This is a genomic window from Ancylobacter gelatini (assembly GCF_022601675.1).
Taxonomy (GTDB): Bacteria; Pseudomonadota; Alphaproteobacteria; order Rhizobiales; family Xanthobacteraceae; genus Ancylobacter; species Ancylobacter gelatini.
In genome coordinates, this window is sequence record NZ_JAKVIL010000008.1 from 101,931 (window position 1) to 127,867 (window position 25,937).

Sequence of the window (25,937 nt, forward strand, 5' to 3'; positions counted from 1 at the left end):
TGGACGCGCAGGTCGCGACTGCGACATGATTTGTCATCCCCGGGCCAACCCCGGGGATGATGGCGTCCTCAGACCATCAAGGCCACCCGCCTCCAAGGAGAAACCTCGTGCCTCAGGCCGCGGCCAGCCTCTCTCCCGCTCTCGCCATCGAGGGCGTCAGCCATAGTTTCGGGGCGCGCAAGGCACTGGACGCCGTGAGCTTTTCGGTCGCCGCCGGCAGCTTCACCGCCCTGCTCGGGCCCAACGGCGCGGGCAAGACCACGCTGTTCTCGCTGGTGACCCGGCTTTACGAAAATCGCAGCGGCACCATCCATGTGCTCGGCCACGATGTGCGGGTCGAGCCGGCGGCGGCGCTGGCGAAGCTCGGCGTGGTGTTCCAGGCGCGCACGCTGGACCTCGAACTGAGCGTCATGCAGAACCTCGTCTATCATGCCACGCTGCACGGCATGGGCTTCGCGAGCGCCCGCCGCCGCGCGCTTGAGGTGCTGGCACAGGCCAGCCTTGCCGAGCGCGCGCGCGACAAGGTGCGCAACCTCTCCGGCGGTCAGATGCGCCGGGTCGAGATCGCCCGCGCGCTGATGCACCGCCCCCGCCTGCTGCTGCTGGACGAGCCGACCGTCGGCCTCGACATCGCCTCCCGCGCGGCGCTGGTGGAGCAGGTGCGCCGGCTGGTGGCCGAGGAGGGAATCGGCGTGTTGTGGGCAACCCACATCATCGAGGAGATCGCGCCCGGCGACCGGGTGATCGTGCTGCATCGCGGCCGGGTGCGCGCGCAGGGCGACTATGAGGACCTGCTGCGGCGGACGGCCACGGAAGACATCTCCGCCGCCTTCCTCAGCCTCGTCGACGACGGCGCGGGAGAAGCGGCATGAGTGCGTCCCGCTTCCGGCTGCCGCTTTCCGGCTACGCGATCTGCATGGCCGGCATCTGCTGGCGCGAGGGGCTGCGCTTTCTCAACCAGCGCGGCCGCTTCCTCTCGGCGCTGGTGCGCCCGCTGGTGTGGCTGTTCATCTTCGCCGCCGGCTTCCGCTCCGTGCTGGGCGTCTCGATCATCCCGCCCTACGAGACCTATGTGCTCTACGAGGTCTATGTGACCCCGGGGCTGGTGGCGATGATCCAGCTGTTCAACGGCCTGCAGTCCTCGCTCTCCATGGTCTATGACCGCGAAGTGGGGGCGATGCGCATTCTGCTGGTCAGCCCCTATCCGCGCTGGTTCCTGCTGGTGTCGAAGCTCACCGCCGGCATCTGCGTGTCGCTGCTCCAGGTCTATGCCTTTCTATTGGTGGCGTGGTTCTGGGAGGTCGAGCTGCCGCCCGTCGGCTACCTCACCGTGCTGCCGGCGCTGCTGCTCACCGGCATGATGCTCGGCGCCATGGGGCTCGTCATGTCGTCGGTGTTCCGGCAGATGGAGAACTTCGCCAGCGTAATGAACTTCGTGATCTTCCCGATGTTCTTCGCCTCCTCCGCGCTCTATCCGCTGTGGCGCGTGCAGGAGAGCAGCCTCGTCCTGTGGTGGATCTGCACGCTCAATCCCTTCACCTATGCGGTCGAACTGATCCGCTTCGCGCTCTACGGGCAGTTCGAGCCCTTCGCGGCGCTGGTGGTGGGATCATGTGCGATTCTGTTCCTCGCCGGCTCGATCCTGGCCTATGATCCCTCCGCCGGGATCATGGCCCGCAGGGGCGGGCCGGATGCGGGAAAACAATAATGAAATCACGGCCATCAGAGCCGGGTGATGTCGAGGAGATGTCCATGATCACACGCATGCCGCCTCACCGGATCGCGGTCGCGCCCCTGTCCTGTGGCGCCGCGCTGGCCGCCCTGCTGGTCGCCGGCCCCGCTGCCGCCGCTGCCCCTGTCGGCCTGTGGCCCTGCATCCAGCCCAAGGTCGCGACGCTGGCCAGCGGGCAGATGTGGGCCGGCCCGCCGATCGAGAATCTCGACTGGCACGCCGACGCCGACGTCGCCGAATTGGTGCCGGTGCTCGCCGCCCGGCGCACCTCCATCGAGGACGCCACGCAGCACATAGAGAGCTTCGCGCAGGATGCCGGCGCTGACCGCAACGCCAAGCTCACTTTGCTGTTCGCCGGCACGTTCGAGCAGATCAACGCCCTGCGCTCACGCATCATGGAAGGCATCGAGCGCTACTCCCAGCATCAGCTCGACCTCTCACAGCGCATCAAGCAGGAAAGCCTGGACCTCGCGCACAAGAAGAAGGCGGCCGACACTGCCGCTGACAAGGCGCAGGTCGCCCAGCTCGAGCAGCAGGTGCTGTGGGACACCCGCATTTATGACACCCGTGCGCAGGCCATGACCGCGGTGTGCGAAAGCCCGGTGATCCTCGACCAGCGCGCCTTCGCCATCGCCCGCGCGATCCAGAACGTCATGCAGTAGCGGACGGCGCGGCGCGCCACCGCGACGACGATCAGCAGGAGAAGGAGCCGCCCGCCGAGCCTGTGCGCGTGATCGCCGGTACCGGCAAGGCGGGAGGCGGCAGGGCGACGGATGAGATGCCGTTCGCGGCCCGCAAAAAGCCGCTGTTCAGGGTCGCGGTGTCGCCTGCTCCAGGGGCAGGCCGGTCTTCGCCCAGCCGTCGCTCCCGGCGGGGTACCAGGAGACCGCGCTGTAGCCATAATCCATGGCGCGCTTGGCCGCGTTCCACGACATCCAGCAATCCGTCAGACAGTAAAACACCATGGGCGCATCCCGCCGCCCCTCGGTGAGATCACCCAGGCTCTTGCGGAACCAAGCGTCCATCTCGGGGCTCAGCGCGCCATAGCCGACATTGGGAAGCCACACGCTGCCGGGAATATGGTCGCGCCGCTTGTCGCGCCAGATCGTGCCGGGCGGAAGATTAGTCGGCTTCACGTCGCGCGGCATCACGTCGAGGAACAGCGCGCCTTTCGCCCGCCACAGCGCCTCGGCGGCGGCCGTGTCGAGCACGGCCGCCCCGCGCAGCGTCGGAGGGGTGGGGGCGCGATAGCTGTCCATACGGTAGCCGTCGGGCTCAGGCACCACCTCCGCGCTGACGGCTGGCCGCTGCGAGAATGCCAGCATGACCGCGAGCAGCCCGGCCATACCCAGCCACGCCAGCCGCTTGAGCGAGATGTCGCCGCGCGCGGGTCTCGTCTCGGGCCTCGTCTCGTGCATCGTCTCTTGCGCGGCGGCCCGGCGTGCTTGCGCTTCCCGTTCCGACGCGCGCGCGCTCATGGTGAGGTGGCCTTTGGAGAGGCACCATCCGGGGTGGCCCCGCCTGGTGCGGCACCGATGAGCTTGTTCCGGTCATCCAGCAGCGGCACGCCGTAATCGAGCAGGATCCGGTTGATCGCCGCCTGCTCCTGCCCGATGAAGCCGTTGAGCTGGTGCTTCCAGTTCAGCTCGCCCGGCCTTATGCCGAAGGTGATGCGGTAGATCAGCGAGGGATCGCCCGTCTCCTTCACCAGCGGCACCACGTTCAGCGGCAGTTCGGAGCGCTTGGCATAGTAGCCCCCGATCGGGCCCCACATGATGGCGCCGTCCACCGTGCCGGAATCGACATCATTGATCATGGTCTCCGCCGGATTCTCGAAACGGCGGTCCACCATCAGCGAGTAGGGCCGCGCCAGCGCCAGCAGGCCGTTGCGCGCCAGAAGGTCGGCCGGCGGCGTACCGGCGACGACGCCGATCCGGTGCCCCTTCAACCGCGGATCGGACAGGGTGTCGACCCCCTCCAGATCGCCGCCCTTGCGCGTCACCAGCACCCAGGCGGAGCGGTAATAGGGGTTGGTATTGAGCACCGGGTCGCCGCCGGCGACATAGCCCATCACGATGTCGCAGCGCTTGGCACCAAGCGTCATGCGATAGAATCCGGTCGCCTGCGGAAACCAGGTGTAGTCGAGCGCGAGGCCCAGCTTCTCGCCAAGCAGTTCGGCGATCTTGTTCTCGAAACCCTCGCCCTCCTGATTGGTGAAGGGCATGTTGGCAGGGTCGGCGCACACGCGCAGCGTCGAGCGATCCACGAGATCGGAGACCTGCGCGCGCGCCGGCCCACCGGCGAAAAGCGCGAGCGCGACAGCGCCCGCTATGCCGGCGAGACGACGCATCGCGTCAGCCCGGGCGACCGAAGCACTGGTTCTCATTGGCAGTGTACGCCTTCGTCTTGTCCTCGCGCTTGCTCGGACGCACGCGATCGAGCGCCCCGTCGGCGCGGGCCTTGAGATAGATGTAGATGTCGTCGAGATAACACATGACGTTGTTGTTCTCGCCGAAGGCCGGCATGACCTGGTTCTGCGAGGAATTGACCTCCCTCTTGCCGTTGACCACGATCTCCATGAACTTCTCATAGCTCATGGTCTTGAGCGAATTGGCGAGGGCCGGCGCATAGCTGGAGCCCATGCCATCGGGACCGTGGCAGACATGGCATTCAGCGTGATAGCGCCGGTAGCCGCTATAGGCGTACCAGTCGATCGTGCCGTCGGGCTGGATGAAATAGGTCGGCGTGCCATCCGGCAGCGTGTACTTACCGAGCTCGTCCTTGGTCTTTCCCCCCTCCGGCGCAGCAGCCGCAGCCGTCGCGTCCTGCGCCACGGCGGCGACCGGAACCATGAGGGAGAGGCCAAGCAGCAGGGCGGATGCCGGAAGAACACCGGAAACAAGCCATCCGCGGATCTTATTTTTCATGAAGCACACTCCTGGAGGCGCCGCTCGGGGGCGCCGATCACGAGGCAGGTGGAGGATCTGATGCGCGCCAGCGCGGCGCATCGCGATGTGGAATTCTTCTAAGAAATTCATAAGGCCAAGGGTGCCGAGACGCCGGGGCCTGGCCCATCGGATTTCCGACGGCCAGGCCCCAAGCAGGCAATCCCCGTGTTCAGGTGAAGTCCGGCCGGCGCGGCCCGAGGAGCCCGCCGGCCGCTTCGATCAGTCCGGCACCGCGAAGACGGTGAGCTGGCCACCCAGGTTGGTGTAGTTGCTCAGCGCCGCATAGCCGCCCACGGCCCCCAAGCCGGCATTCGGGTCGGTCAGGCCGGCCGCAAGGCCGATACCCGCCCAGCCGCCGACACCCGAGAGCACGGCGATGTACTGCTTGCCCTTGTGCTCGTAGGTGGTGACGTTGCCGATGATGCCCGACGGGGTCTTGAACTTGTAGAGTTCCTTGCCCGTCTTGGCGTCGACCGCCTTCAGGTAGCCTTCCAGCGTGCCGTAGAACACCACGTCGCCGGCGGTGGCGAGAGCGCCCGACCACACCGAGAACGGCTCGGGCAGCGACCACACGATCTTGCCCTTGGTGTTGTCCCAGGCGATGAAGTTGCCCATGCCGCCATGGCTGTTCGGCGCGGGGAACATCGACAGGGTGGCGCCGACATAGGGCTGGCCCGCAGTGTAGCTCACGCGGAACGGCTCATAGTCCATGCAGACGTGGTTGGTGGGCACGTAGAACAGGTTGGTCTTGGGCGAGAACGCCGCCGGCTGCTGGTCCTTGGTGCCGAGCGCCGCCGGGCAGATGCCCTTGGTGTTCACGTCTTCTTCGAGCGTCTGGTACTGCTTGACGAGGAGCGGGCGACCAAAGGTCGGGCTGCTCTTGTCCATGTCGATCTTGGACGCCCAGTTCACGGCCGGATCGAACTTCTCGGCCACGAGCAGTTCGCCGGTCACGCGGTCGAGCGTGTAGCCGAAGCCGTTGCGGTCGAAGTGGGTGAGCAGCTTGCGCGGCTGACCGTTGACCTGCTGATCGGTGAGGATCATCTCGTTGACGCCGTCATAGTCCCACTGGTCATGGGGCGTCATCTGGTAGACCCACTTCGCCACGCCGGTATCGGCGTCACGGGCGAAAATGGTCATCGACCACTTGTTGTCGCCGGGGCGCTGGGACGGGTTCCAGGTCGAGGGGTTGCCCGAGCCGTAATAGACGAGGTTGGTTTCGGGGTCATAGGAATACCAGCCCCAGGTGCAACCGCCGCCGATCTTCCACTGGTCGCCTTCCCAGCTCTTCAGCGAGGAATCCTTGCCGACCGGCTTGCCGAGGACCGTGGTCTTTTCCGGGTCCATCAGCATTTCGTCGTCCGGGCCCATCGAGTAGGCGCGCCAGGAGACCTTGCCGGACTTCATGTCATAGGCGGTGACGTGGCAGCGCACGCCGAACTCGCCGCCGGAGATACCGACGATGACCTTGTCCTTCACCGGCATGACGGTGGCGGTGTTGGTCTCGCCCTTCTTCGGGTCGCCATTGATGGCCGACCACTTCTCCTGGCCGGTCTTGGCATCGAGCGCCACCAGCTTGGTGTCGGCCTGGTGCAGGAAGATCGTGCCGTCGGCATAGGCAAGGCCGCGGTTAACCGTGTCGCAGCACATCACCGGAATGACGTCCGGGTCCTGCTTCGGCTCGTATTTCCACATGATGCGCCCCTCATTGTTGAGGTCGAGCGCATAGACGATGTTGGGGAACGGCGTGTGGACATACATGATGTCGCCGATCACCAGCGGACCACCTTCATGGCCGCGCAACACGCCGGTGGAGAAGCCCCAGGCCACCTGCATCTTGCCGACATTGCCGGCGTTGATCTTGTCCAGCTTGGAATAACGGGTATTGGCGTAGTCACCCGTCTGAATGCCCCATTGCTTGGGGTCGTTGATGATCTTCATCAGCCCGTCATTGGCCACAGCGGGCCAAGCATAGGCCGCCGCAACACTCATCAGTGCTGCCGCAATTACCTTGCGCATGCTTATCTCCTCCTGAACGCGATCCTCCGGGACCAACCCGTCTACAGGCTGATCCGGCGCGGCTTTATGCCGTTCTGACCATTCGTCCTCGGCAGCGTGTCACGACCGGCTGGGGGAGAGGCAGCCGGATCTCACGGGGGCATCTGCCCCAAGCTGGCCTACGAGCCGGATCACGGAAACTAGGTCTCCGATAACCGTTGAAGCCGACGACGTAAGTGAGGCTAGTCTGAATTTTTCAGGCGCGCAATAAAAACACTTAAGAGAAATCGGTCTTATTATGATTTTGCTGCACGTGCGAATTGGTATACATTATTATCAGGCCGGTTGCTTGAGCGCTTTCAAGCGTTCGCGGGCTTTCATGCTGCGATGGCTTGCTTATGCTGCAATGCAGTAAATCACTCCCACTCGACTTCGTGATAGGCCGCGATGGCGTTGCGCGGGTTGAACTCGTCGAACAGTGCCCAGTTCGGTCGTTCCGACTGGGCCACACCTTCCGGCGCATCCGCCATGGTGGCGCCCTCTGAAATCAGCCGCCGCACGTCGGCGCGCACCTGTTCGAGATAGCGCCGCTCATCCGCGCTGGCCGACGGCCAGACCATGCTGGCCGGGCCATGTCCCGGCACCACGCGCGGCGCCTTCCGCTCGACGAGCACGTCCAGCAGCGCAAGCCAGCCATTGAGACTGCCGTCCAGCGTGGGGATATGGCCGGAGAACAGCAGATCGCCGAGGAACCAGGTTTCGCTGGCCATGTCGCGGACGGTCAGGTCGTTGTCGGTGTGGGCGGTGGGATGGGCTTCGAGCCGAATCGGACGGTTGCCGAGATCCAGTTCCAGCGCGCGCTCGACGAGAAGGTCCGGCAGAACGATTCGCGTGCCGCGCGCAGCGGGGCCCAGCAGCCGCTCGACTTGAGCGAGATAGGTCTCGGCGCGCATCGACAGCGCGCGGGGCATTTTCGCGTGCGCCACGAATCGCGCGCCGGTGGCCTCGAAGGCGGCGTTTCCCAGCGTGTGGTCGGGGTGCATATGGGTGTTGATGACGTAGCGGAGCGGGAGCTCCGTCACCCCGCGAGCGGCTGCAAGCATGCGCTCGCCGGCGAGGCGGCTATTGCCGGTATCGATGATGGCACAGGCTTCCGAGCCCACCACCAGCCCCATATTCGCGATGGCGCCGTCGTTTTCCGGCGCGAGCAGCTCATAGGGCGCCCGATAGACGAACACACCGTCGGCGACGCGCTCCAGCGGTAGCGGAGCAGCGGGATCGCCATCGGCCGACCCGCTCTCCGCGAGCGTCTGTGCCGCCACAGGCAGGTTTGCACCCGCCGCCAGGGCGGCGGCGAGTGTCAAAAGGTGCCGCCGATTCGGCCGAAGCGGATCGGCCATCGCGCAACCTCCATCCCGCAGCCCCGCCCGGTCTGCCGGGCGGCGGCCGGGATCACTTCTTGACGCCGTTCAGGTCGAACTGCGCGAGATAGGCCAGCAGGTCGGCGCGATCCTGGTCCTTCGGCAGTCCGGCGAACACCATCTTCACGCCGGGCATGAAGCCCTTCGGGTTCTGCAGGTACTGGCTCAGCACGTCGGCGGTCCACACATCGCCCTTGGCGTTGTGCTCCAGCAGCGTGTCCGAATATTTGAAGCCCTCGACCGACCCCATCTTGCGGTCGATGATGCCGTTCAGTTCAGGCCCCACCTTGTTCTTCGCGCCCTCGCCGACAGCGTGGCAGGCCATGCATTTCTTGAAGACGTTCGCGCCTTTGGTGGCGTCGCCATCAGCCAGTGCGGCGGTGGAACCAGCTGCCAGCAGGGCGGCGGTGATCAGAAGCCGGTACATGTTTTTCCTTCCCAGGCATCATTATGCGAGCGTGCCGTCGACTGCGGCACTTCATCGAAGGTCGCACCGCGACGGGCGTCCTGATATTAGAATGATCACAGAACGTGAAAGGTCCAGCCCCAAAAGAATCGCCGCCTTGCCGTGGGCCGTTTCGCCGCAGCTTATGCCGCTATTTGCAATCATTGATTGCGTTTTTGCTCCGCGTCACGGCCGCTTGTCCTGCGCCCCGCGCTCGCCCTACGATGAGGCGTGAGGAAACGCCCGTGAACGAAACCACGCTCAAGCGGACCGCGGCACCCGACAGCGAACGCGACGCCACGATCCGCGTGGTGGCGCCGGCGCGGCTGCATCTCGGCTTTCTGGACCTTGCCGGCACGCTCGGCCGACGCTTCGGCAGCCTCGGGCTGACGCTGGAGCGGCCTTGTCTGGTGCTGCGGCTGCGCCCCTCGCCGACGCTGGACGCCAGCGGCCCGGACGCCGACCGCGCCAGGCGTGCCGCCGAGAAGGCTTTGGGCTGGCTCGGCATTTCCGGCGGGGCCGACATCACCATCGACACCGCCCTGCCCCCGCATGCCGGGCTTGGCTCCGGCACCCAGCTCGCCCTCGCGGTCTCAGCCGGCATGGCGGCGCTGCACCGACGCGACATGAGCCTGCGCGAGATCGGCGCCGCGCTCGGGCGGGGAGCACGTTCGGCGATCGGGATCGGGGCCTTCACCGAGGGAGGCTTTCTGCTCGATGGCGGCAAGAAACTGAACTCTCAAGACAATTCCGCGCCTCCCCTACTGGCGCGCCATGCCTTTCCCAGCCACTGGCGGGTGATCCTCGCTTATGATCACGGCCATAGCGGCCTCTCCGGGACGGATGAGGTCACGGCCATGGACACGCTGCCACCCTTCCCCGATTCGCTTGCCGGCCACCTCGCCAGGCTCACGCTGATGCAGGCGCTGCCGGCGCTGGTCGAGGAGGAGATCGGCCCGTTCGGTGCCGCCATCGGCGAAATCCAGCACCGGCTCGGCGAGCATTACGCGCAGGCGCAGGGCGGGCGCTACACCAGCGCGGCGGTGGGCGAGGCGATGGGCTGGCTGGAGTCGCAGGGCATCGCCGGTGTCGGCCAGAGTTCCTGGGGGCCGACCGGCTTCGCCTTCATCGGCGATGCCGCGCAGGCCGAGCGGCTTCTCGACGCGCTGCGCCAGCGCTATGCCGGGCACGCCACGCTGCGCTTCGACTGCGTGCGCGGGCGGAACGCCGGCGCGCAGATCGAACGGCTTGCGCCGTCACCAGCCGCCTGAATGCAATCTGAGCGCGCATTCGACATTGCCGTGATCGGACTGTCCGCGCGCGCCCTGGTGACGGCGGCCCGGCGCGCCGGGCTCGCGGCGCTGGCGCTCGACCTGTTCGCCGACATGGATACCCTTCGCCTCGCGGCCAAGAGCGTGACGCTGCGGCGCGGGCGGGGGCTGACGATCGAGGCGGCCGATCTGCTCGACCAGCTCGCCCGCCATATCGGCCCGGATACGCCGGTCGTGCTGTCCAGCGGCTTCGAGCACCGGCCACGGCTGGTCGAGCGGCTGGCGAGCCGGTTTTCGCTCATGGGCAGCGACGCCCGGACGCTGCGGCTTCTCAAGCAGCCCCGCGCCTTCGCCGAGTTGCTCGCCGAACTCGACATCCCGCATCCGCGCCTGTTCGAGCGGGAAGCGCCGGCGGGCGTCCCGGCCCTCGCCAAGCGCGTTGGCGGGGCGGGCGGCCAGCATATCCGTCCCGCGCGGCGGGTGAGCGGGCGGCAGCGTTATCTGCAGGAGCGTCTGCCGGGGCGCGCCGTCTCCGCGCTTTTTCTCGGCGACCGGCGGAGCGCCCGGTTGATCGGCTTTTCCGAGCAATGGTGTGATCCGGCACCCGGCGTCCCGTTCCGCTATGGCGGCGCGGCCGGCCCGATCCAGCTCGAACCGCCGATGGAACATGCGATCGCGGCCGCGCTGGAGCGGGTCACCAACGCCGCCGGCATTGCCGGCCTTGCCAGCGCCGACCTGATCGTGGACGGATCGCGCTGGCATCTCATCGAGATCAACCCGCGCCCCGGCGCCAGCCTGGATGTGTTCGACCATCCCCCGCTGCCGCCGCTGCTGCGGCTGCATCTGGAAGCCTGTGCGGGGCACCTGCCGGCACCGCCCGCAGCCCTCCCCCCGCCCCGCGCGGCCGGCCTGCTCTATGCGCCCGTGCCATTCACGCTGGGCGCGGAGCCGCTACCGGAGTGGGTGGCCGACTGCCCGCCGCAGGGCGCGGCGTTCCGTGCCGGCGACCCGGTGTGCACGGTGTTCGCCACCGGCGACAGCGCCGGGCAGGCCCGCTCGGCCGCGCAGGACCGTGCGCGCGCACTCATGAGCCGGCTTATCTGCGCGGATGGCGCGGCGGGCTGAGGCCGCCTCCGTTCGTGCGGACGCACGATGCCCGCGCATTGAGAGGTTCTAATGCGGCGAAGAGGGCGTTACCTTTCGTCCGGGGGCAGCTTCGAGAGGTAACCTATGTCCAAGAACTCTCCAGAAGGCGTCAAGCCGTTTTCCGGTCCTGCGGGGGGATGGGAAGCACTGGCTGCGGTGGCGCAGGCCGTCCGGCACGAGATGGAATCCGACGCGTCCAACACGCGCGCGCTGCTGCACATGAACCAACCGAACGGCTTCGACTGTCCGGGCTGTGCCTGGCCGGACCCCAAGCACACCTCGTCTTTCGAGTTCTGCGAGAACGGCGCCAAGGCCGTGACCTGGGAGGCCACCTGGAAGCGGGTGACGCCGGAGTTCTTCGCCGCGCACACGGTTTCCGAACTGTGGAGCTGGAGCGACCATGCTCTGGAGGATGCCGGGCGTGTCACCACCCCGCTGCGCTACGACGCGGCCACCGATCATTTCGTGCCGGTGTCGTGGGAGGAGGCCTTCGCCGGCATCGCGGCCCGGCTCAACGCGCTCGATTCGCCCGACAGGGCCGAGTTCTACACCTCCGGCCGCGCCTCGAACGAGGCCGCCTTCATGTATCAGCTTCTGGCGCGGGAGTTCGGCACCAACAACTTCCCCGACTGTTCCAACATGTGCCACGAGCCGACCAGCGTCGGCCTGCCGCAATCGATCGGCATCGGCAAGGGGACTGTGTCGCTGGAGGACTTCGACCACGCCGATGCCATTTTCTGCATCGGGCACAACCCCGGAACCAATCACCCGCGCATGCTGACCAGCCTGCGCGCGGCCTCCAAGCGCGGCGTGCCGATCATCGTCGCCAATCCGCTGAAGGAGCGCGGGCTGGAACGCTTCGCCGCGCCGCAAGACCCGGTAGAGATGGCGACGTTCTCCTCGACCCGCCTCGCCTCGGCCTATCATCAGGTGAAGGTCGGCGGTGACGTCGCCATGCTCAAGGGCATGATGAAGGCGCTGCTGGCGGCCGATGCCGTCAATCTCGGCACCGGCGGCGACGGCCTGCTGGATCGCGCCTTCATCGCCGAGCACACCTCCGGCTTCGAGGAACTGAAGGCCGACGTTGAGGAGACGACATGGGAGGAGATCGAGCATCGCTCGGGCCTCACCCGCGCCGCGATCGAGAGCATGGCGGAAGTCTACTGGAACGCCGAGCGCGTGATCGCCTGCTATGGCATGGGCATCACCCAGCACCGCCACGGCACGGAGAATGTGCGCCAGATCGCCAACCTGCTGCTGCTGCGCGGCAATATGGGCAAGCCGGGCGCCGGCATCTGCCCGCTGCGCGGCCATTCCAATGTGCAGGGCGACCGCACCGTCGGCATCACGGAAATTCCCACCGAAGCGTTTCTGGCGCGGCTCGACACGGCGTTCGGCATCACCTCGCCCCGCAAGCACGGCCATAATGCGGTCGACGCGCTGGCGGCGATCGGCAACGGCGAATCGCGGGCCTTCATCGGGCTGGGTGGAAATTTCGCGGTGGCGATGCCGGACCCGGACTTCGCCTTCCCCGCGTTCCGCAAGCTCGACCTCAACGTGCAGATCGTCACCAAGCTGAACCGCACCACGCTGCTGACCGCGACGCACAGCTATGTGCTGCCCTGCCTGGGACGCACCGAGCGCGACCTGCGCAACGGCGTGCTTCAGGCGGTGACCATCGAGGATTCGATGTCGATGGTGCATGCCTCGCGCGGCACGCTGAACCCGGCCTCGGACCAGTTGCTGTCGGAAATCGCGATCATCGCCGGCATCGCGCGGGCGACGCTGCCGTCGAGCCCGGTCGACTGGGAGGGCCTGAGCACCGAATATGACCGCATCCGCGACAAGATCGAGGCGGTGATACCGGGCTTCGACAAATACAACGAGCGCATCCGCATACCCGGCGGCTTCCGCCTGCCGCTGCCGCCCACCGAGCGCAAGTGGCACACCGCCAGCGGCAAGGCGAACTTCCTCGCGGAAGCCGGCACCGACGAGGACGACGACCGCGACGAGGGCACGCTGGTGTGCACCACGCTGCGCAGCCACGACCAGTACAACACCACCATTTACGGCCTGAACGACCGCTATCGCGGCATCACCGGCCGGCGCGACGTGGTGTTTGTCAACGCCGACGACCTCGAAGCGCTGGGCCTCGCCCATGGCGACAAGGTGGATCTGGTGGCGGGCAAGGGCCAGGTGCTGGCGGGGCAGACCGCCGTCGCCTACCCGATCGCGCGCGGCTCGATCGGCGCCTATTACCCGGAGGCCAATCTTCTGGTGGCGGCGGGGGATTACGACCGCGAATGCGGCGTGCCGGCCTACAAGTCGATCCCGGTGAAGCTGCGCGCCCATAGCGCCGCGTGAGCGGGCGGCCGGGCAGAACCGGCCGCCGGACGCCGCTCATCATTTCCATTATGGAAGGAAACTTCCCCTCCCGGACCGGATAATCATCCGTATCGGGAGGGGTCATCTTCCGCGGCAGCTCACACCCCAACCGGAGGCTGCCATGATCGACACCCGTACCGCCCCCTATGCCGCGCTGCTGCTGCGCCTCACGCTCGGCATCCTGTTCCTCGCTCATGCCGGGCTGAAGATCTTCGTGTTCACCCCCGCCGGCACTGCCGGCTTCTTCGGCTCGATCGGCCTGCCCGGCTGGCTGGCCTATGTCACCATCCTGTGGGAACTCGTCGGCGCGGCCGCGCTGATTCTCGGCCTTTGGCCGCGCATCGCGGCGCTGGCGCTGATCCCGATCCTCGTGGGCGCCATCGCCACCGTGCACGGGCCGGCGGGTTTCTTCTTCAGCAACCCCAATGGCGGCTGGGAATATCTGGCGCTGTGGATCGTCGCGCTGCTCGCGCTGGCGCTCACCGGCGACGGCCCCTTCGCTCTCAAGCCGAGCGGCAAGGCCGGTTCGCGCTAGGATCTGCCGACGCCGAGGAGAATTGCCATGACCGTTTCAGCCGTCTCTGACTCCGCAAAACCCGCCCCGAGCGGCGACACGTCCTTTGCCATGGGCCGCGTCGCACTCACCGTGAACGACCTCGAACAGGTCGCGGGCTTCTACCGGCAGGCGCTCGGTCTGCACCTGCTGCGGCAGGATGGCGAGACGGCCGAACTCGGTACGCAGGGCGCGGTGCTGCTGGAGCTGCGCGCCGACCGCGCGGCCCGGCGGCGCTCCCCCCGCGAGGCGGGCCTGTTCCACACCGCCTTCCTGCTGCCGACCCGCGCCGATCTCGGGCGCTGGACAAAGCACGCCATGGAAACGCGCCCGCCGGTGGTCGGCGCCTCCGACCATCTGGTGAGCGAGGCGATCTATCTTACCGACCCGGAAGGCAATGGCGTGGAAATCTATGCCGACCGGCCGGCGTCAGACTGGCGCTGGAGCGAGGGAACGGTGCAGATGGCCACCGAGGCGCTCGACCTGCAAAGCCTCGTGGCGGCGGCGGGCGCGGCGCCCTGGCAGGGCTTCCCGGAAGGCGCCAGCGTCGGCCATGTCCATCTTCAGGTGGGCGCGCTCGGCCCGGCCGAGGCTTTCTATGCCGACAGGCTGGGCCTCGACATTACCTGCCGCTATCCCGGCGGCACGTTCTACGCCGCGAACGGCTATCATCACCACATCGCGACCAATATCTGGAACAGCCGCGGCGCGGGGGAGCGGGCCTACCCCTCCACCGGCCTCGCGGAAGTCGAGATCCGGCTCGGCGCCGCGCGGCTTGCGGGCCTCGCCGGCGCGGCGACGGCGCGGCTGGAACTGGCCGACCCGTGGGGTACGCGCATCGCGCTGGTGGCGGCCTGAGAGGAGCGACGCAATGCTGGTCGACGGCAAATGGACAGCGGACTGGCACCCCGTGCAGGCGACCGATGCCAAGGGTGGCTTCGTGCGCCAGACCTCCGGCTTCCGCCATGTCGTGACACCGGACGGCGGCTCGGGCTTCAGGGCCGAGGCCGGGCGCTATCACCTCTATGTCGCGCTCATCTGCCCGTGGGCCTCGCGCACGCTGATCGCGCGCCGGCTGAAAGGCCTGGACGAGGTGGTGTCGGTGTCGATCGTCGAACCCGCCCTCACCGATCAGGGCTGGCGCTTCGGCGACACTCCCGGCGCGACGCCGGACAGCGTGAACGGCGCCACCTATCTGCATGAGCTCTACACCCGCGCCGACCCGCATTACACCGGCCGGGCCACCGTGCCAGTGCTGTGGGACAAGGCGCGCGGCACCATCGTGAACAATGAATCCGCCGATATTCTCCGCATCTTCAACGAAGGCTTCGGCGCGCTTGCCGACGATGCGCTCGACCTCTACCCGCCCGCCCTGCGGGCCGAGATCGACGCGCTCAACGCCGCGATCTATCCGCGCCTGAATAACGGGGTCTATCGCGCGGGATTCGCCACCACGCAGATCGCCTATGAGGAAGCCTTCGCGGATGTGTTCGCCACGCTGGACCAGCTGGAGGCGCGCTTGAGCGATGGCCGGCTTTTCCTCACCGGCGAGCGGCTGACCGAGGCGGATATCCGCCTCTTCGTTACGCTGGTGCGCTTCGATGCCGCCTATTTCGGCCTGTTCAAGTGCAATCTGCGCCGGCTGGCCGACTATGCCGGGCTGCACGGCTACATGATGCGCGTGCTCGACATTCCCGGCGTGCGGGAGACGGTGAGCATCGACCACATCAAGCGCGGCTACTACTCGATCAAGGCGCTGAACCCGAACGGCATCATCCCGCTCGGGCCGGATCTTCCGGGGCTGGCGCCGGTCCGTCTCGCGGACCGGCCGGCCTGAGCGCGCTCAGCCATTGCCCTGCCCGGCGGCCTTGAGGATCAGCCCGGCCACCGCGTCGGGATGCGAGATCAGCGAGAGGTGGCTCGATTGCAGCTCGATCGTGGTCGCGTTCATGCGCTTGGCCATGAAGCGTTCGAGATCGGGGTTGATGGTGCGGTCTTCAGTCGAGACCGCGTAGAAGCTCGGCTTGTGGCGCCACGCCGCCTCGGTGGTGCGCCCGGTGAGCAGCGCCTTGTGGAATGGCTGCTGGACGGCATAGAGCACCTTGGCCTTCGCCTCGGGCAGGTCGCCGGCGAAATCGCGCAGGAAGGCTTCCTCGCTCAATCGCCCCTCATCGCCGTCGAACAGGATACCGGCGGAAGCCGGCGGGGTCGGGAAGGTCTTGGCGAGCGCGGTATAGTCCTCGCCGGCATCGGGGGCACGGGCGGCGATGTATACCAGCGCGGAGACATTCGGCGCCATGCCGGCCTGCGTCACGATCATGCCGGAGAAGGAATGGCCGACCAGCACGGTCGGTCCGTCCTGCCGCGCCAGAACGCGGTTGGTCTCCGCCACCGCCTCGTCCAGCGTGGTCAGGGGATTCTGCACCGACGTGACGTTGAGGCCGCGCGCCTGAAGGCGGGCGATCACCTCGGACCAGCACGACCCGTCGGCGAACAGGCCATGCACCAGCACGACGTTGCGCACTGGGGGAACGGCCTGCGCGGCGGCGATGCGCGGCAGGACGGAGACGGCGGCCCCTGCGGCGAGCAGGGAAACGAAATGACGGCGGTTCATCATGATGACAGCTCCCGTTGCCGGAAGGTCCGGCGGTGAATTCCGAACACGCGATGCGCGTATCGTCATCCTGACGGGTGAGGCCGCCCCGGTCTTGCGGCAATGCCGGCCGGGCAGCGCATTCGCACGCCGCCGCTACGCCACCACCGGAACCGCCAGCGCCCCGAGCGTCGCCACCACATCCGCGGGATCGAGCCGGAGTTGAAGGCCGCGCTGGCCGCCATTCACATAGACCAGCGCATGGGCCATCGCCTGCGCCTCGATAGCGGTCGGCACCCGCTTCATCTGGCCGAACGGGCTGATGCCGCCGACCTTGAAGCCGGTGACGCGCTCGGCATCGGTGGGCTTCATCATCTGCGCCGCCTTGCCGCCGAACGCGCTGGCGAGCTTCTTCATCGAGACCTCGCGATCGGACGGCACGATTACGCAGACCGGCTTGCCGTCGACCAGTGCCATCAGCGTCTTGAGCACCCGCGCCGGCTCCTCGCCGATCGCCTCCGCCGCCTGAAGGCCGATATGCTCGGCATCGGGGTCGTAGTCATAGCTGTGGACCGTGAAGGCGATCCCGGCCTGCTCCAGCGCCCGGGTGGCGCGCGTGGCTTTTGACATGAGGACCTCCCGCCCTTCTCCCGCCAGCGATCGCTAAGCGAGGGCGCGCGCGTGTTCAAGGGCGGAGCGCCCGATGCAGGCGGGCAATGCACCGCGCGCATGGACAAGCGAACGACGCGGGTATATACACGCTTCATGTCCACAAGCTGCCACTGCAACCTGCTGCGCCTCGCGACCCGCAAGGTTTCCGCCCGCTACGATGCCGCGCTGGCGCCGCTCGGCATCAACATCGCGCAATATTCGCTGCTGCGGAAAATCGAGCGCCACCAGCCGGTAAGCCTGACCGCGCTCGGCAAGCTGACGGAACTCGACCGCTCGACCATCGGGCGCAATGTGCGCGTGGTCGAGCGCCTGGGACTGGTCGCCACGTCACGCGGCGAGGACGACCAGCGCGAGGCCGTGGTCGCGCTGACACCGGCGGGAGGAGAGCTTCTCGCGCAGGCCGTTCCGCGCTGGCAGGAGTGCCAGGCCGAGCTTGAGGCCAAGGTCGGCACCGCAAGTCTCGATGCCTTGTCGCAGATCGTGGCCGCCGTCTGATTTTATGAACCTCATACGGGCATATACCCGTAAAAAAGGACCCGCTAATGAGCCCGCTGCCCCCGGCCGCGAATGCCGCGCTTCCCGCCTTCTTCGCCCGCCGCGGCATCTATTATGGCTGGGTGGTCGCGGGCGTGACCTTCCTGACCATGCTGGTCACCGCCGGCGCGGTCGGCGCGCCGGGTGTTTTGATCGGCCCGCTCCAGGCTGAATTCGGCTGGGAGACCGCCGACATCTCCTCGGGCTTCGCGGTGCGGCTGGTGCTGTTCGGGCTGATGGGTCCGTTCGCCGCCGCCTTCATGAACCGTTTCGGCCTGCGCCCGGTGGCCACCGTCGCGCTCGCGCTCATCGGCGCCGGCGTGCTCGGCTCGTTCTTCATGACCAAGGTCTGGCATTTGCTGCTGCTCTGGGGCGTCGTGGTCGGCTTCGGCACCGGCCTCACCGCCATGGTGCTCGGCGCCACCGTCGCCACGCGCTGGTTCGCGCAGCGGCGCGGCCTCGTCATGGGCCTGCTGACCGCCAGTACCGCGACCGGGCAGCTCGTGTTCCTGCCCCTGCTGGCGCAGCTCACCGAAGCCGTCGGCTGGCGCGGGGCGCTGACCTTCGTACTCGCCATGCTGCTGGTCGCCGCCATCGTCGTGCTGGTGCTGATGCGGGACCGGCCGTCCGATCTCGGCCTGCTGCCCTATGGCGCCAGCACGCCGACGCCGAACCCGGCCCATCCCACGACCTTCACCGCCATGCTGGCCTCGCCGCTTCTGGCGCTGCGCGACGCCTCGAAGTCCCGCACCTTCTGGGTGTTGTTCGGCACCTTCTTCGTGTGCGGCGCCTCGACCAACGGGCTGGTGCAGACCCATTTCGTCTCGCTCTGCGGCGATTACGGGCTCGCGGCGGTGACGGCGGCAAGCATGCTCGCCTTGATCGGCGTGTTCGATTTCATCGGCACGGTCGGGTCCGGCTGGCTCTCCGACCGGGTGGACAGCCGCTGGCTGCTGTTCTGGTATTACGGCCTGCGCGGCCTGTCGCTGATCTACCTGACCTATAGCGATTTCAGCTTCTACGGCCTGTCGATCTTCGCGGTTTTCTACGGCCTCGACTGGGTGGCGACGGTGCCGCCGACGGTGAAGCTCGCCGCCGAGAAGTTCGGCGACCGCGCCAATCTGGTGTTCGGCTGGATCTTCGCCGGCCACCAGCTCGGCGCGGCCTCCGCGGCCTATGGCGCCGGCTTCAGCCGGACCTTCTACCAGACCTACCTGCCGGCCTTCTTCGTCGCCGGCGTTCTGTGCCTCGTCGCCGCCATTGCCATCGTCGCGGTGCGCGAGCGCCGTCCGTCTGCCGTTGCGGCATGACTGGCGCCGGGCCCGCCTTGGGCGATAGAACGGGTCGGACCAGCAGCACCACCGGGGCGATCGGCTCTTCCATGGATCACAGCATCGATCGCCGCACCCAGCGCCTCATCGAGGCGCCCATCGTGCCGCTGCTGATCCGCCTCGCCTGGCCGAATGTGCTGATCATGCTGGCGCAGGCCTCCACCGGCCTGATCGAGACCTGGTGGGTGGCGCGGCTCGGCACCGATGCGCTCGCGGGCATGGCGCTGGTGTTTCCCGCCTTCATGCTGATGACCGCGATTTCCGCCGGTGCCATGGGCGGGGGCATCTCCTCCGCGGTCGCGCGCGCGCTCGGCTCGGGGGACCGCGCCACGGCGGACGCGCTGGTGCTGCACGCGCTCGTCATCAGCCTGATGTTCGGTCTGGGCTTCTCGGCGATTTTCCTGCTGTTCGGGCGCCCGATCTACGCTTTCCTCGGCGGCGCGGGCGGGGAGCTGGAGGCGGCGCTCCTCTACTCCAACACGCTGTTCGCCGGCATCGTGCTGATCTGGCTGATGAACGGGCTTGCCAGCATCATTCGCGGCACCGGCAACATGCTGTTTCCCGCGAGCGTGATCTGCGGCGGGGTGGTGTTCCTGATCCCGGCCTCGCCGATGCTGATCTTCGGCTTCGGCCCGATTCCGGCGCTGGGCATTGCCGGCGGGGCGGTGGCGCTGCTCGCCTATTTCGCCGGCGGCACGCTGGCCATGGCCTGGTACATCCTGTCCGGCCGCAACCCGGCGCGGCTGACCTTCGTGCGCCTGCGCTGGGCGCCGCTCGCCAGCATCCTGCGCATCGGCATGCTCTCGGCCTTCACCTCGCTGCAGACCAACATCACCATTGCCGGCGCCACCGCGCTGGTCGCCGCCTCGGCCGGTGTCGAGGCGGTGGCCGGCTTCGGCACCGGGGTGCGGCTGGAATATCTGCTGCTGCCGCTGATCTTCGGCATGGGCGCGCCGATGGTCGCCATGGTCGGCACCAATATCGGCGCCGGACACGGCGACCGGGCGATGAAGATCGCCTGGGCCGGGGCGGGGCTGACCTTCGTGCTGACCGAGACCATCGGCGTTGCGGCGGCGCTGTTCCCGGAGGCGTGGCTGTCGATGTTCAGCGCGGAGCCGGAGATGATCGCGGCGGGCAGCGCCTATCTGCGGGTGGTCGGCCCGTTCTACGGCTTCTTCGGGCTCGGCCTGTCGCTTTACTTCGCCTGTCAGGGCGCGGGGCGGCTGTTCTGGCCGATCGTCGCCGGGATCGCGCGCATCGTCATCGCGCTCGGCGGCGGCTGGCTGGTGCTGGCGCTGACCGGCTCGCTCTACGCGCTGTTCGCCGCCCTGTCACTGGCGCTGGTGGTCTATGGCCTCACCATCGCGGCGGCGATCCGCTCGGGCGCGTGGCTGCGGATTTAGAGCATTTTCCGCGAAAGTTGATCGACTTTCACGAAGAGAAAATGCTCCAGCTCTTTGAATCGAGAGCACTTTCTTATCGATCAGACGATTCCGTCTGATCGGAAAGGGCTCTCGACGCCTACAGCCGTGCCCGCGTGGTGCGCGGGGTGGCGAGCAGCAGATTGGTCTCGGACGCCATGATGCCCGGGATCAGCCGGATGCGGCGCAGGATCGCGTCGAGGTCAGCGAGGCTCTCGGTGCCGAGTTCGACGATGAGGTCCCACTTTCCGTTGGTGGTGTGCACCGCCGAGATTTCCGGGAAGCCGCCGAGCACATCCACCACCCGGTCCGCGGTGCGCCCTTCCAGTTCGATCATCATGATGCCGCGTACCGGCATGGCGATGGCGTCGGCGCGCAGGATCACCGTGTAGCCGACAATATCGCCCTCGCACTCCATGCGCTCGATCCGCGCCCGCACCGTGGCGCGCGACACCCCGGTTTCCAGCGCGAGATCCGAGACGCTGCGCCGCCCGTCATGGCGCAGCAGCGCGAGCAGCTTCTGGTCGAGATCGTCCATGCCCCACCGTTTCAACATCCTGCCGTTCTGGCAGATTATGCCATCACTTTGATAAATTCATCTGCGCTAATTGCCAATATTCAATGTTCATTCCGCCAGCGACCGTCGCTAGGCTTTTGCCATGACACCGGAGACCGACATGCCGCGCACCTGCATCCTTCTCGGCGCCCCCGTACAGGAGGGCACCGGCCGCCTCGGCTGCGACATGGGGCCGAGCGCCTTCCGCGCCGCCGGCATCGCCGGCGCGCTGCGCGCGCTCGACTATGAGGTGATCGACCGCGGCAACCTCGCCCCGGCCGACGCGCCCGCGCTCGCCCATGGCAATCCGGCGATCAAGTCGCTCCGCGAGGTGGTCGGCTGGACCAAGGTTCTGTCTGAGGCGGTCTATGAGGCCAGCGCGGAAGGCGTACCAATCACGCTCGGCGGCGATCACTGCCTCGCGGCCGGCACGCTGTCCGGCCTGTCGCGCCGCGCGGCGGAGCTGGGGCGCCCGCTTTTCGTGCTCTGGCTCGACGCCCACCCGGACCTGCACACGCTGGACAGCACCGAGAGCGGAAATCTGCACGGCGTGCCAATGGCCTATGCCACCGGCCAACCCGGCTTCGCGGGCATCTTCCCCCCGCTCCACGCCCCGCTCGACCCCTCGCGCATCTGCATGATGGGCATTCGCAGCGTCGACCCGGCCGAGCGCCGCACCATCGCGCGCTCCGGCATCACCGTGCACGACATGCGGGCCATCGACGAGTTCGGCTTCGCCGCGCTGCTGCGCCCCTTCCTCCAGCGCGTGGAGGATGAGGACGGGCTGCTCCATGTCAGCCTCGACGTCGATTTCCTCGACCCGGACATCGCGCCGGGCGTCGGCACCACTGTGCCGGGCGGGGCGACCTTCCGCGAGGCGCATCTGGTGATGGAGATGCTGCATGAGAGCGAGCGCGTGAGCAGCATCGACCTGGTGGAGCTCAACCCCTTCCTCGACGAACGCGGACGCACCGCGCGGCTGATGGTCGATCTGGTCGGCAGCCTGATGGGCCGGCGCGTGCTCGACCGGCCCACACGGAGTTATTGAGCCATGAGCGACGGGCGACACCTCAACATCGTGCCTTTCGTCAGCGTCGACAACATGATGAAGCTGGTCAACGCCATCGGCGTCGAGCGCTTCCTCGTCGAACTGGCGGGCTTCATCGAGGCGGATTTCCGGCGCTGGGAGCTGTTCGACAAGACCCCGCGCATCGCCTCGCACTCCAGCGACGGGGTGATCGAGCTGATGCCGACCAGCGACGGCGCGGTCTACGGCTTCAAATATGTCAACGGCCACCCCAAGAACACCCGCGACGGCCGCCAGACCGTGACCGCCTTCGGCGTGCTGGCGGAAGTCGCGTCCGGCTATCCCGTGCTGCTCTCCGAGATGACCATCCTCACCGCGCTGCGCACCGCCGCGACCTCGGCCATGGCGGCGACATACCTCGCCCCTAAGGGGGCGCGCACCATGGCGATCATCGGCAATGGCGCGCAGTCCGAGTTCCAGGCGCTGGCCTTCAAGGCCATTCTCGGCGTGGACCGGCTGCGGCTCTACGACCTCGACCGGAGCGCGAGCGAGAAATGCGCGCGCAATCTCGACGGGCTCGGCTTCGACATCGCGATCTGTTCCTCCGGCGAGGAGGCGCTGGCAGGCGCTCAGATCGTCACCACCGTCACGGCCGACAAGCAATACGCCACCATCCTGACCGACAACATGGTCGGCGAGGGTCTGCACATCAACGCGGTCGGCGGCGATTGCCCCGGCAAGACCGAGCTGGCGGCGGACATTCTCAGGCGCTCCGACATCTTCGTGGAATTCCCGCCGCAGACCCGGATCGAGGGCGAAATCCAGCAGCTCGCACACGATCACCCGGTCACCGAGCTGTGGCGGGTGGTCGCGGGCGCGGCGCCGGGCCGGCGCGATCCCCGGCAGATCACGCTGTTCGATTCCGTGGGCTTCGCGATCGAGGACTTCTCGGCCCTGCGCTATGTGCGCGAAAAGCTTGCGGGGACACGCTTCTACGAGGAGCTGGACCTGCTCGCCGACCCCGACGAGCCGCGCGACCTGTTCGGCATGCTGCTGCGCGCCAAGGCCGCGCCGCAGGGCACACCCGCCGCCGCCTGAGCCCGGCGAGGAAGCCATGGATCGGGGACGTCAGGCTGCGGTCAGCTAGCCCCCCGATGGTCACGGTGCGGACGGCCTCCGGGTCCGGACGCGTGTCCCGTGTCCAATCCAGGGCTTCCCCGTGCTCGCTCCCTCCCAGACTGCCGTCCTCACCACGGTCATCGTTCCCACCCTCAACGAAGTCGACAATATTGACGTGCTGCTTGCCGCGATCTTCGCGCAGGCAAATCCCGGCCTCGCCTTCGAGGTGCTGGTCGCCGATGGCGGCTCCACCGACGGCACGGTCGAGCGGGTGCGCGAATGGGAGAAGGCGGCGCAGGTGCGCCTCGTCGCCAGTGGTGGCGGGCGGGGCCTCGCCGGCGACGTGCTGTGCGCGGCGCGGCAGGCGCGGACCGATATCGTCGTGGTGATGGATGCCGATCTCAGCCACCCGCCCGAGCGGCTGGAAGCGCTGGTGGCGCCGTTGCTCGACGGCAGTTGCGACATGGCGGTCGGCAGCCGCTACGTGCCGGGCGGGGCGACGCCGGACTGGCCGCTGCGGCGACTGCTGCTCTCGCGGCTCGGCGGGCTGCTGGCCTGGCCGCTGACCGAGCTCAAGGACCCGATGTCCGGCTTCTTCGCGGTGCGCCGCGAGCGGCTGCTCGCGGTCGACCCGGAAGCCGCCGGCTTCAAGATAGGGCTGGAGGTCATCGCCCATGGCGGCGGCGCGCTGAAGGTACGCGAGGTGCCGATCGTGTTCCCCGACCGCATCCACGGCGAATCCAAGATCGGCAAGGCGCAGATGGTCGCCTATCTGCGCCGGCTGCTGGTGCTGGCCGGCGGCGCGGTCTCGGCCGGCGGCGCCGCGCGCTTCGCGCTGGTGGGGCTAATCGGCATGGCGGTCGATCTGCTGGTCTTCGAGCTGCTGTTCGCGCTCCATGCCGGGCTGATGACCGCGCAAATCGGCAGCTTCGGCATCGCCACGGTGTCAAATTACGTGCTGAATGCGCGCTGGGCCTTCGCCGACAGCTCGAAACCCGCGAGCGCGCAGGGAAGCGGCCATTACCGGCGGTTCTTCACGGTCTGCCTGCTGGCGCTCGCGATACGGGGCGGCGTGCTGGCCGGCGGGACGACGCTGTTCCATCTCCAGCCGCAGATCGCCATCCTGTTCGCCATCGGCGCGGCGGCGGTGGTGAGCTATCTCGGCTCGGCCTTCTTCGTGTTTCCCTCGGTCAATCCGCGCGTGCCCCATGACATTCGCTGGCGCGTCGCGGCCATTGGGGTGGCGGCCTATGTCGTGGTGCTCCGCCTCCTGTTCATCGGCCTCGCCGACCTGCTGCCGCAGGAGGCCTATTACTGGAACTACGCGCAGCACCTCGATATCGGCTATCTCGATCACCCGCCCATGGTGGCGTGGCTGATCCATGCCGGCACCGCGCTGTTCGGGAACACCGAATTCGGCGTGCGCATCGGCGCCTGGCTCGGCTGGTTCGCCACCGCCTTCTTCAGCTTCCGCCTCACCCACCGCATGTTCGGCAAGTCGGCGGCCTTCGTCAGCCTGCTGCTGGTGGCCGTGCTGCCGTTCTACTTCGCCACCGGCCTGATCATGACGCCGGACGCGCCGCTGACCGCGTGCTGGGCCGGTGCGCTGTTCTTCCTGGAGCGGGCGCTGGTGGGCGGGCGCCGCTCGGCCTGGTGGGGCGCGGGCGTCTGTATCGGGCTGGGGATGCTGTCGAAATACACCATCGCTTTGCTGGGTCCGGCGACGCTCATCTTCCTGCTGGCCGACGTGCGGGCGCGCGACTGGCTCAAGCGGCCGGAGCCCTATCTGGCGGCGCTGCTGGCGCTCGCCATCTTCTCGCCGGTGATCATCTGGAACCTGGAGCACGACCTCGCCTCCTTCGCCTTCCAGAGCACGCGGCGCATCGATGCCGCCGCGCGGTTCTCGCTGCCGGCGCTGATCCTCTGCGCGGCGGCGCTGCTCACCCCGCCGGGGCTGATGGCGGCGATCGCCGCGCTGTGGGACCGGCGCCGGCGCCCCGGCGCGCGCCAGCCCGACCCCGGCGCGCGGCGCTTCTCGCGGTTCATCCTGGTGTTCACTCTCACCCCGCTCGCGGTGTTCGTCGTCTTCAGCCTGACGCACACCATCAAGCTGAACTGGAGTGGCCCGAGCTGGCTGGCCGTTCTGCCGGCGATGTCGGCGGCGATCGTGGCGGCTGCCGAGCGTTCTTCGCGCCTCCAGCTCCGGCTGCGCCATGCCTGGGTGCCGACGGTCGCCGTCACGCTCGTCGTATATGGATTCGGCCTCAACTATCTCGTGCTCGGGCTTCCCGGCCTCGGCTATGTCGCCAGCCTGCCGGGGGTTCCGGTGGCGTGGCGCGAATTCGGCCGCGAGGCCGAGACGCTGGAGCGGCAGGTGGAGAACGCCACCGGCGAGGAGCCGCTCATGATCGGCATGGACACCTACAACATCGCCAGCCAGCTCGCCTTCTACAGCAACAGCGGGGATGGCGAGGGCGTCGACAACTCGGTCGGGCGCGGCGTCCTGGGCCTGCCCAGCCTGATGTACGACTACTGGCACCGTGCGGAGCCCTTGGGCGGCCGCCCCGCCGTGCTGTTCGCCTTCAAGCGCCGGCAGATCGATGACGACAGGCTGGCGGGCCAGTTCGGCCGGCTGGGCGACACCGTGGAACAGACCATCCTCAAGGACGGCAAGCCGGCCGGCCGGTTCTTCTACCGCATCGGCTACGATTATCGCGGCCCGGCGGCCACATCGACCGGCGCGGTCGGCACACCCGCGACCACCATCGGCTCGCTGCCGTAAGCG

24 protein-coding genes are annotated in these 25,937 nt (G+C 67.8%); 15 read left to right on the forward strand and 9 right to left on the reverse strand.

What is annotated here, in order from left to right; all coding sequences use genetic code 11:
- Window positions 1–59 precede the first annotated feature (59 nt).
- Genes MKI84_RS14865 through MKI84_RS14875 form a run of 3 tightly spaced genes read left to right on the forward strand, consistent with a single transcriptional unit; the run spans window position 60 to window position 2,394 of the window.
- Window positions 60–872, forward strand: coding sequence for an ABC transporter ATP-binding protein (locus tag MKI84_RS14865; protein ID WP_425353845.1), 813 nt, complete (start codon window positions 60–62; stop codon window positions 870–872).
- Window positions 869–1,708, forward strand: a complete 840-nt coding sequence (locus MKI84_RS14870; RefSeq protein WP_241620736.1) for an ABC transporter permease — start codon at window positions 869–871, stop codon at window positions 1,706–1,708. The genes MKI84_RS14865 and MKI84_RS14870 overlap by 4 nt, the downstream gene beginning before the upstream one ends.
- 44 nt (window positions 1,709–1,752) lie before the next feature.
- Window positions 1,753–2,394: a hypothetical protein gene (locus MKI84_RS14875; protein ID WP_241620738.1), complete on the forward strand. Its 642-nt coding sequence runs from the start codon at window positions 1,753–1,755 to the stop codon at window positions 2,392–2,394.
- A gap of 147 nt (window positions 2,395–2,541) precedes the next feature.
- Here the strand turns inward: MKI84_RS14875 and MKI84_RS14880 are convergent, their stop codons facing one another.
- The 6 genes from MKI84_RS14880 to MKI84_RS14905 all read right to left on the reverse strand — a co-directional run bounded on the left by MKI84_RS14880 (window position 2,542) and on the right by MKI84_RS14905 (window position 8,526).
- Window positions 2,542–3,078 (reverse strand): PQQ-dependent catabolism-associated CXXCW motif protein, encoded by a 537-nt coding sequence (locus MKI84_RS14880; RefSeq protein WP_425353850.1) that lies wholly within the window; start codon window positions 3,076–3,078, stop codon window positions 2,542–2,544.
- A 128-nt stretch (window positions 3,079–3,206) separates the two neighbouring features.
- Entirely contained in the window at window positions 3,207–4,082 is an 876-nt protein-coding gene (locus MKI84_RS14885) for a substrate-binding domain-containing protein (protein WP_241620741.1), read from the reverse strand.
- A 4-nt stretch (window positions 4,083–4,086) separates the two neighbouring features.
- Window positions 4,087–4,659 (reverse strand): c-type cytochrome, methanol metabolism-related, encoded by a 573-nt coding sequence (locus tag MKI84_RS14890; RefSeq protein ID WP_241620742.1) that lies wholly within the window; start codon window positions 4,657–4,659, stop codon window positions 4,087–4,089.
- A gap of 240 nt (window positions 4,660–4,899) precedes the next feature.
- The gene (xoxF5, locus tag MKI84_RS14895) at window positions 4,900–6,699 is read right to left on the reverse strand and encodes a lanthanide-dependent methanol dehydrogenase XoxF5 (RefSeq protein ID WP_241620746.1); all 1,800 of its coding nucleotides are present in this window, start codon (window positions 6,697–6,699) and stop codon (window positions 4,900–4,902) included.
- 395 nt (window positions 6,700–7,094) lie between these two features.
- Window positions 7,095–8,078 carry a quinoprotein relay system zinc metallohydrolase 2 gene (locus MKI84_RS14900; RefSeq protein ID WP_241620748.1) on the reverse strand — a complete coding sequence of 328 codons (984 nt, stop codon included), beginning with the start codon at window positions 8,076–8,078 and terminating at the stop codon, window positions 7,095–7,097.
- A gap of 52 nt (window positions 8,079–8,130) precedes the next feature.
- On the reverse strand, window positions 8,131–8,526 hold the full coding sequence (locus MKI84_RS14905; RefSeq protein ID WP_241620750.1) for a c-type cytochrome: 396 nt from the start codon (window positions 8,524–8,526) through the stop codon (window positions 8,131–8,133).
- Between the two features lie 263 nt (window positions 8,527–8,789).
- On the opposite strand from MKI84_RS14905, the gene MKI84_RS14910 reads away from it, so the two are divergent.
- From MKI84_RS14910 to MKI84_RS14935, 6 genes are all read left to right on the forward strand, one after another.
- A complete protein-coding gene (locus MKI84_RS14910; RefSeq protein ID WP_241620752.1) occupies window positions 8,790–9,815 on the forward strand; it encodes a beta-ribofuranosylaminobenzene 5'-phosphate synthase family protein in 1,026 nt (341 codons plus the stop codon).
- Between the two features lie 30 nt (window positions 9,816–9,845).
- Window positions 9,846–10,940 carry an ATP-grasp domain-containing protein gene (locus tag MKI84_RS14915; protein ID WP_241620754.1) on the forward strand — a complete coding sequence of 365 codons (1,095 nt, stop codon included), beginning with the start codon at window positions 9,846–9,848 and terminating at the stop codon, window positions 10,938–10,940.
- A 105-nt stretch (window positions 10,941–11,045) separates the two neighbouring features.
- Window positions 11,046–13,325 (forward strand): FdhF/YdeP family oxidoreductase, encoded by a 2,280-nt coding sequence (locus tag MKI84_RS14920; RefSeq protein WP_241620757.1) that lies wholly within the window; start codon window positions 11,046–11,048, stop codon window positions 13,323–13,325.
- Between the two features lie 142 nt (window positions 13,326–13,467).
- Window positions 13,468–13,881, forward strand: a complete 414-nt coding sequence (locus MKI84_RS14925; RefSeq protein ID WP_241620759.1) for a DoxX family protein — start codon at window positions 13,468–13,470, stop codon at window positions 13,879–13,881.
- Window positions 13,882–13,908: 27 nt separating this feature from the next.
- Window positions 13,909–14,757 carry a VOC family protein gene (locus tag MKI84_RS14930; RefSeq protein WP_241620761.1) on the forward strand — a complete coding sequence of 283 codons (849 nt, stop codon included), beginning with the start codon at window positions 13,909–13,911 and terminating at the stop codon, window positions 14,755–14,757.
- A 13-nt stretch (window positions 14,758–14,770) separates the two neighbouring features.
- Window positions 14,771–15,736 (forward strand): glutathione S-transferase family protein, encoded by a 966-nt coding sequence (locus MKI84_RS14935; protein ID WP_241620763.1) that lies wholly within the window; start codon window positions 14,771–14,773, stop codon window positions 15,734–15,736.
- Between the two features lie 6 nt (window positions 15,737–15,742).
- On the opposite strand, the gene MKI84_RS14940 is transcribed toward MKI84_RS14935, so the two are convergent.
- Both MKI84_RS14940 and ybaK read right to left on the reverse strand, forming a co-directional pair.
- Window positions 15,743–16,519, reverse strand: coding sequence for an alpha/beta fold hydrolase (locus tag MKI84_RS14940; protein WP_241620938.1), 777 nt, complete (start codon window positions 16,517–16,519; stop codon window positions 15,743–15,745).
- Between the two features lie 129 nt (window positions 16,520–16,648).
- A complete protein-coding gene (gene ybaK, locus MKI84_RS14945; protein WP_241620765.1) occupies window positions 16,649–17,122 on the reverse strand; it encodes a Cys-tRNA(Pro) deacylase in 474 nt (157 codons plus the stop codon).
- Between the two features lie 135 nt (window positions 17,123–17,257).
- On the opposite strand from ybaK, the gene MKI84_RS14950 reads away from it, so the two are divergent.
- The 3 genes from MKI84_RS14950 (at window position 17,258) to MKI84_RS14960 (ending at window position 20,432) form a co-directional block, all read left to right on the forward strand.
- Window positions 17,258–17,659 carry a MarR family winged helix-turn-helix transcriptional regulator gene (locus MKI84_RS14950; protein WP_241620767.1) on the forward strand — a complete coding sequence of 134 codons (402 nt, stop codon included), beginning with the start codon at window positions 17,258–17,260 and terminating at the stop codon, window positions 17,657–17,659.
- A 47-nt stretch (window positions 17,660–17,706) separates the two neighbouring features.
- Entirely contained in the window at window positions 17,707–19,008 is a 1,302-nt protein-coding gene (locus MKI84_RS14955; RefSeq protein ID WP_241620769.1) for an MFS transporter, read from the forward strand.
- A 71-nt stretch (window positions 19,009–19,079) separates the two neighbouring features.
- On the forward strand, window positions 19,080–20,432 hold the full coding sequence (locus MKI84_RS14960; RefSeq protein ID WP_241620771.1) for an MATE family efflux transporter: 1,353 nt from the start codon (window positions 19,080–19,082) through the stop codon (window positions 20,430–20,432).
- Window positions 20,433–20,550: 118 nt separating this feature from the next.
- On the opposite strand, the gene MKI84_RS14965 is transcribed toward MKI84_RS14960, so the two are convergent.
- The gene (locus MKI84_RS14965) at window positions 20,551–20,988 is read right to left on the reverse strand and encodes an Lrp/AsnC family transcriptional regulator (protein ID WP_241620772.1); all 438 of its coding nucleotides are present in this window, start codon (window positions 20,986–20,988) and stop codon (window positions 20,551–20,553) included.
- A 121-nt stretch (window positions 20,989–21,109) separates the two neighbouring features.
- On the opposite strand from MKI84_RS14965, the gene rocF reads away from it, so the two are divergent.
- The 3 genes from rocF (at window position 21,110) to MKI84_RS20775 (ending at window position 25,934) form a co-directional block, all read left to right on the forward strand.
- On the forward strand, window positions 21,110–22,054 hold the full coding sequence (rocF, locus tag MKI84_RS14970) for an arginase (RefSeq protein WP_241620775.1): 945 nt from the start codon (window positions 21,110–21,112) through the stop codon (window positions 22,052–22,054).
- Between the two features lie 3 nt (window positions 22,055–22,057).
- Window positions 22,058–23,131: an ornithine cyclodeaminase gene (locus tag MKI84_RS14975; protein WP_241620777.1), complete on the forward strand. Its 1,074-nt coding sequence runs from the start codon at window positions 22,058–22,060 to the stop codon at window positions 23,129–23,131.
- Between the two features lie 121 nt (window positions 23,132–23,252).
- Window positions 23,253–25,934: a glycosyltransferase family 39 protein gene (locus MKI84_RS20775; RefSeq protein ID WP_241620779.1), complete on the forward strand. Its 2,682-nt coding sequence runs from the start codon at window positions 23,253–23,255 to the stop codon at window positions 25,932–25,934.
- The last annotated feature ends 3 nt before the right edge of the window (window positions 25,935–25,937 follow it).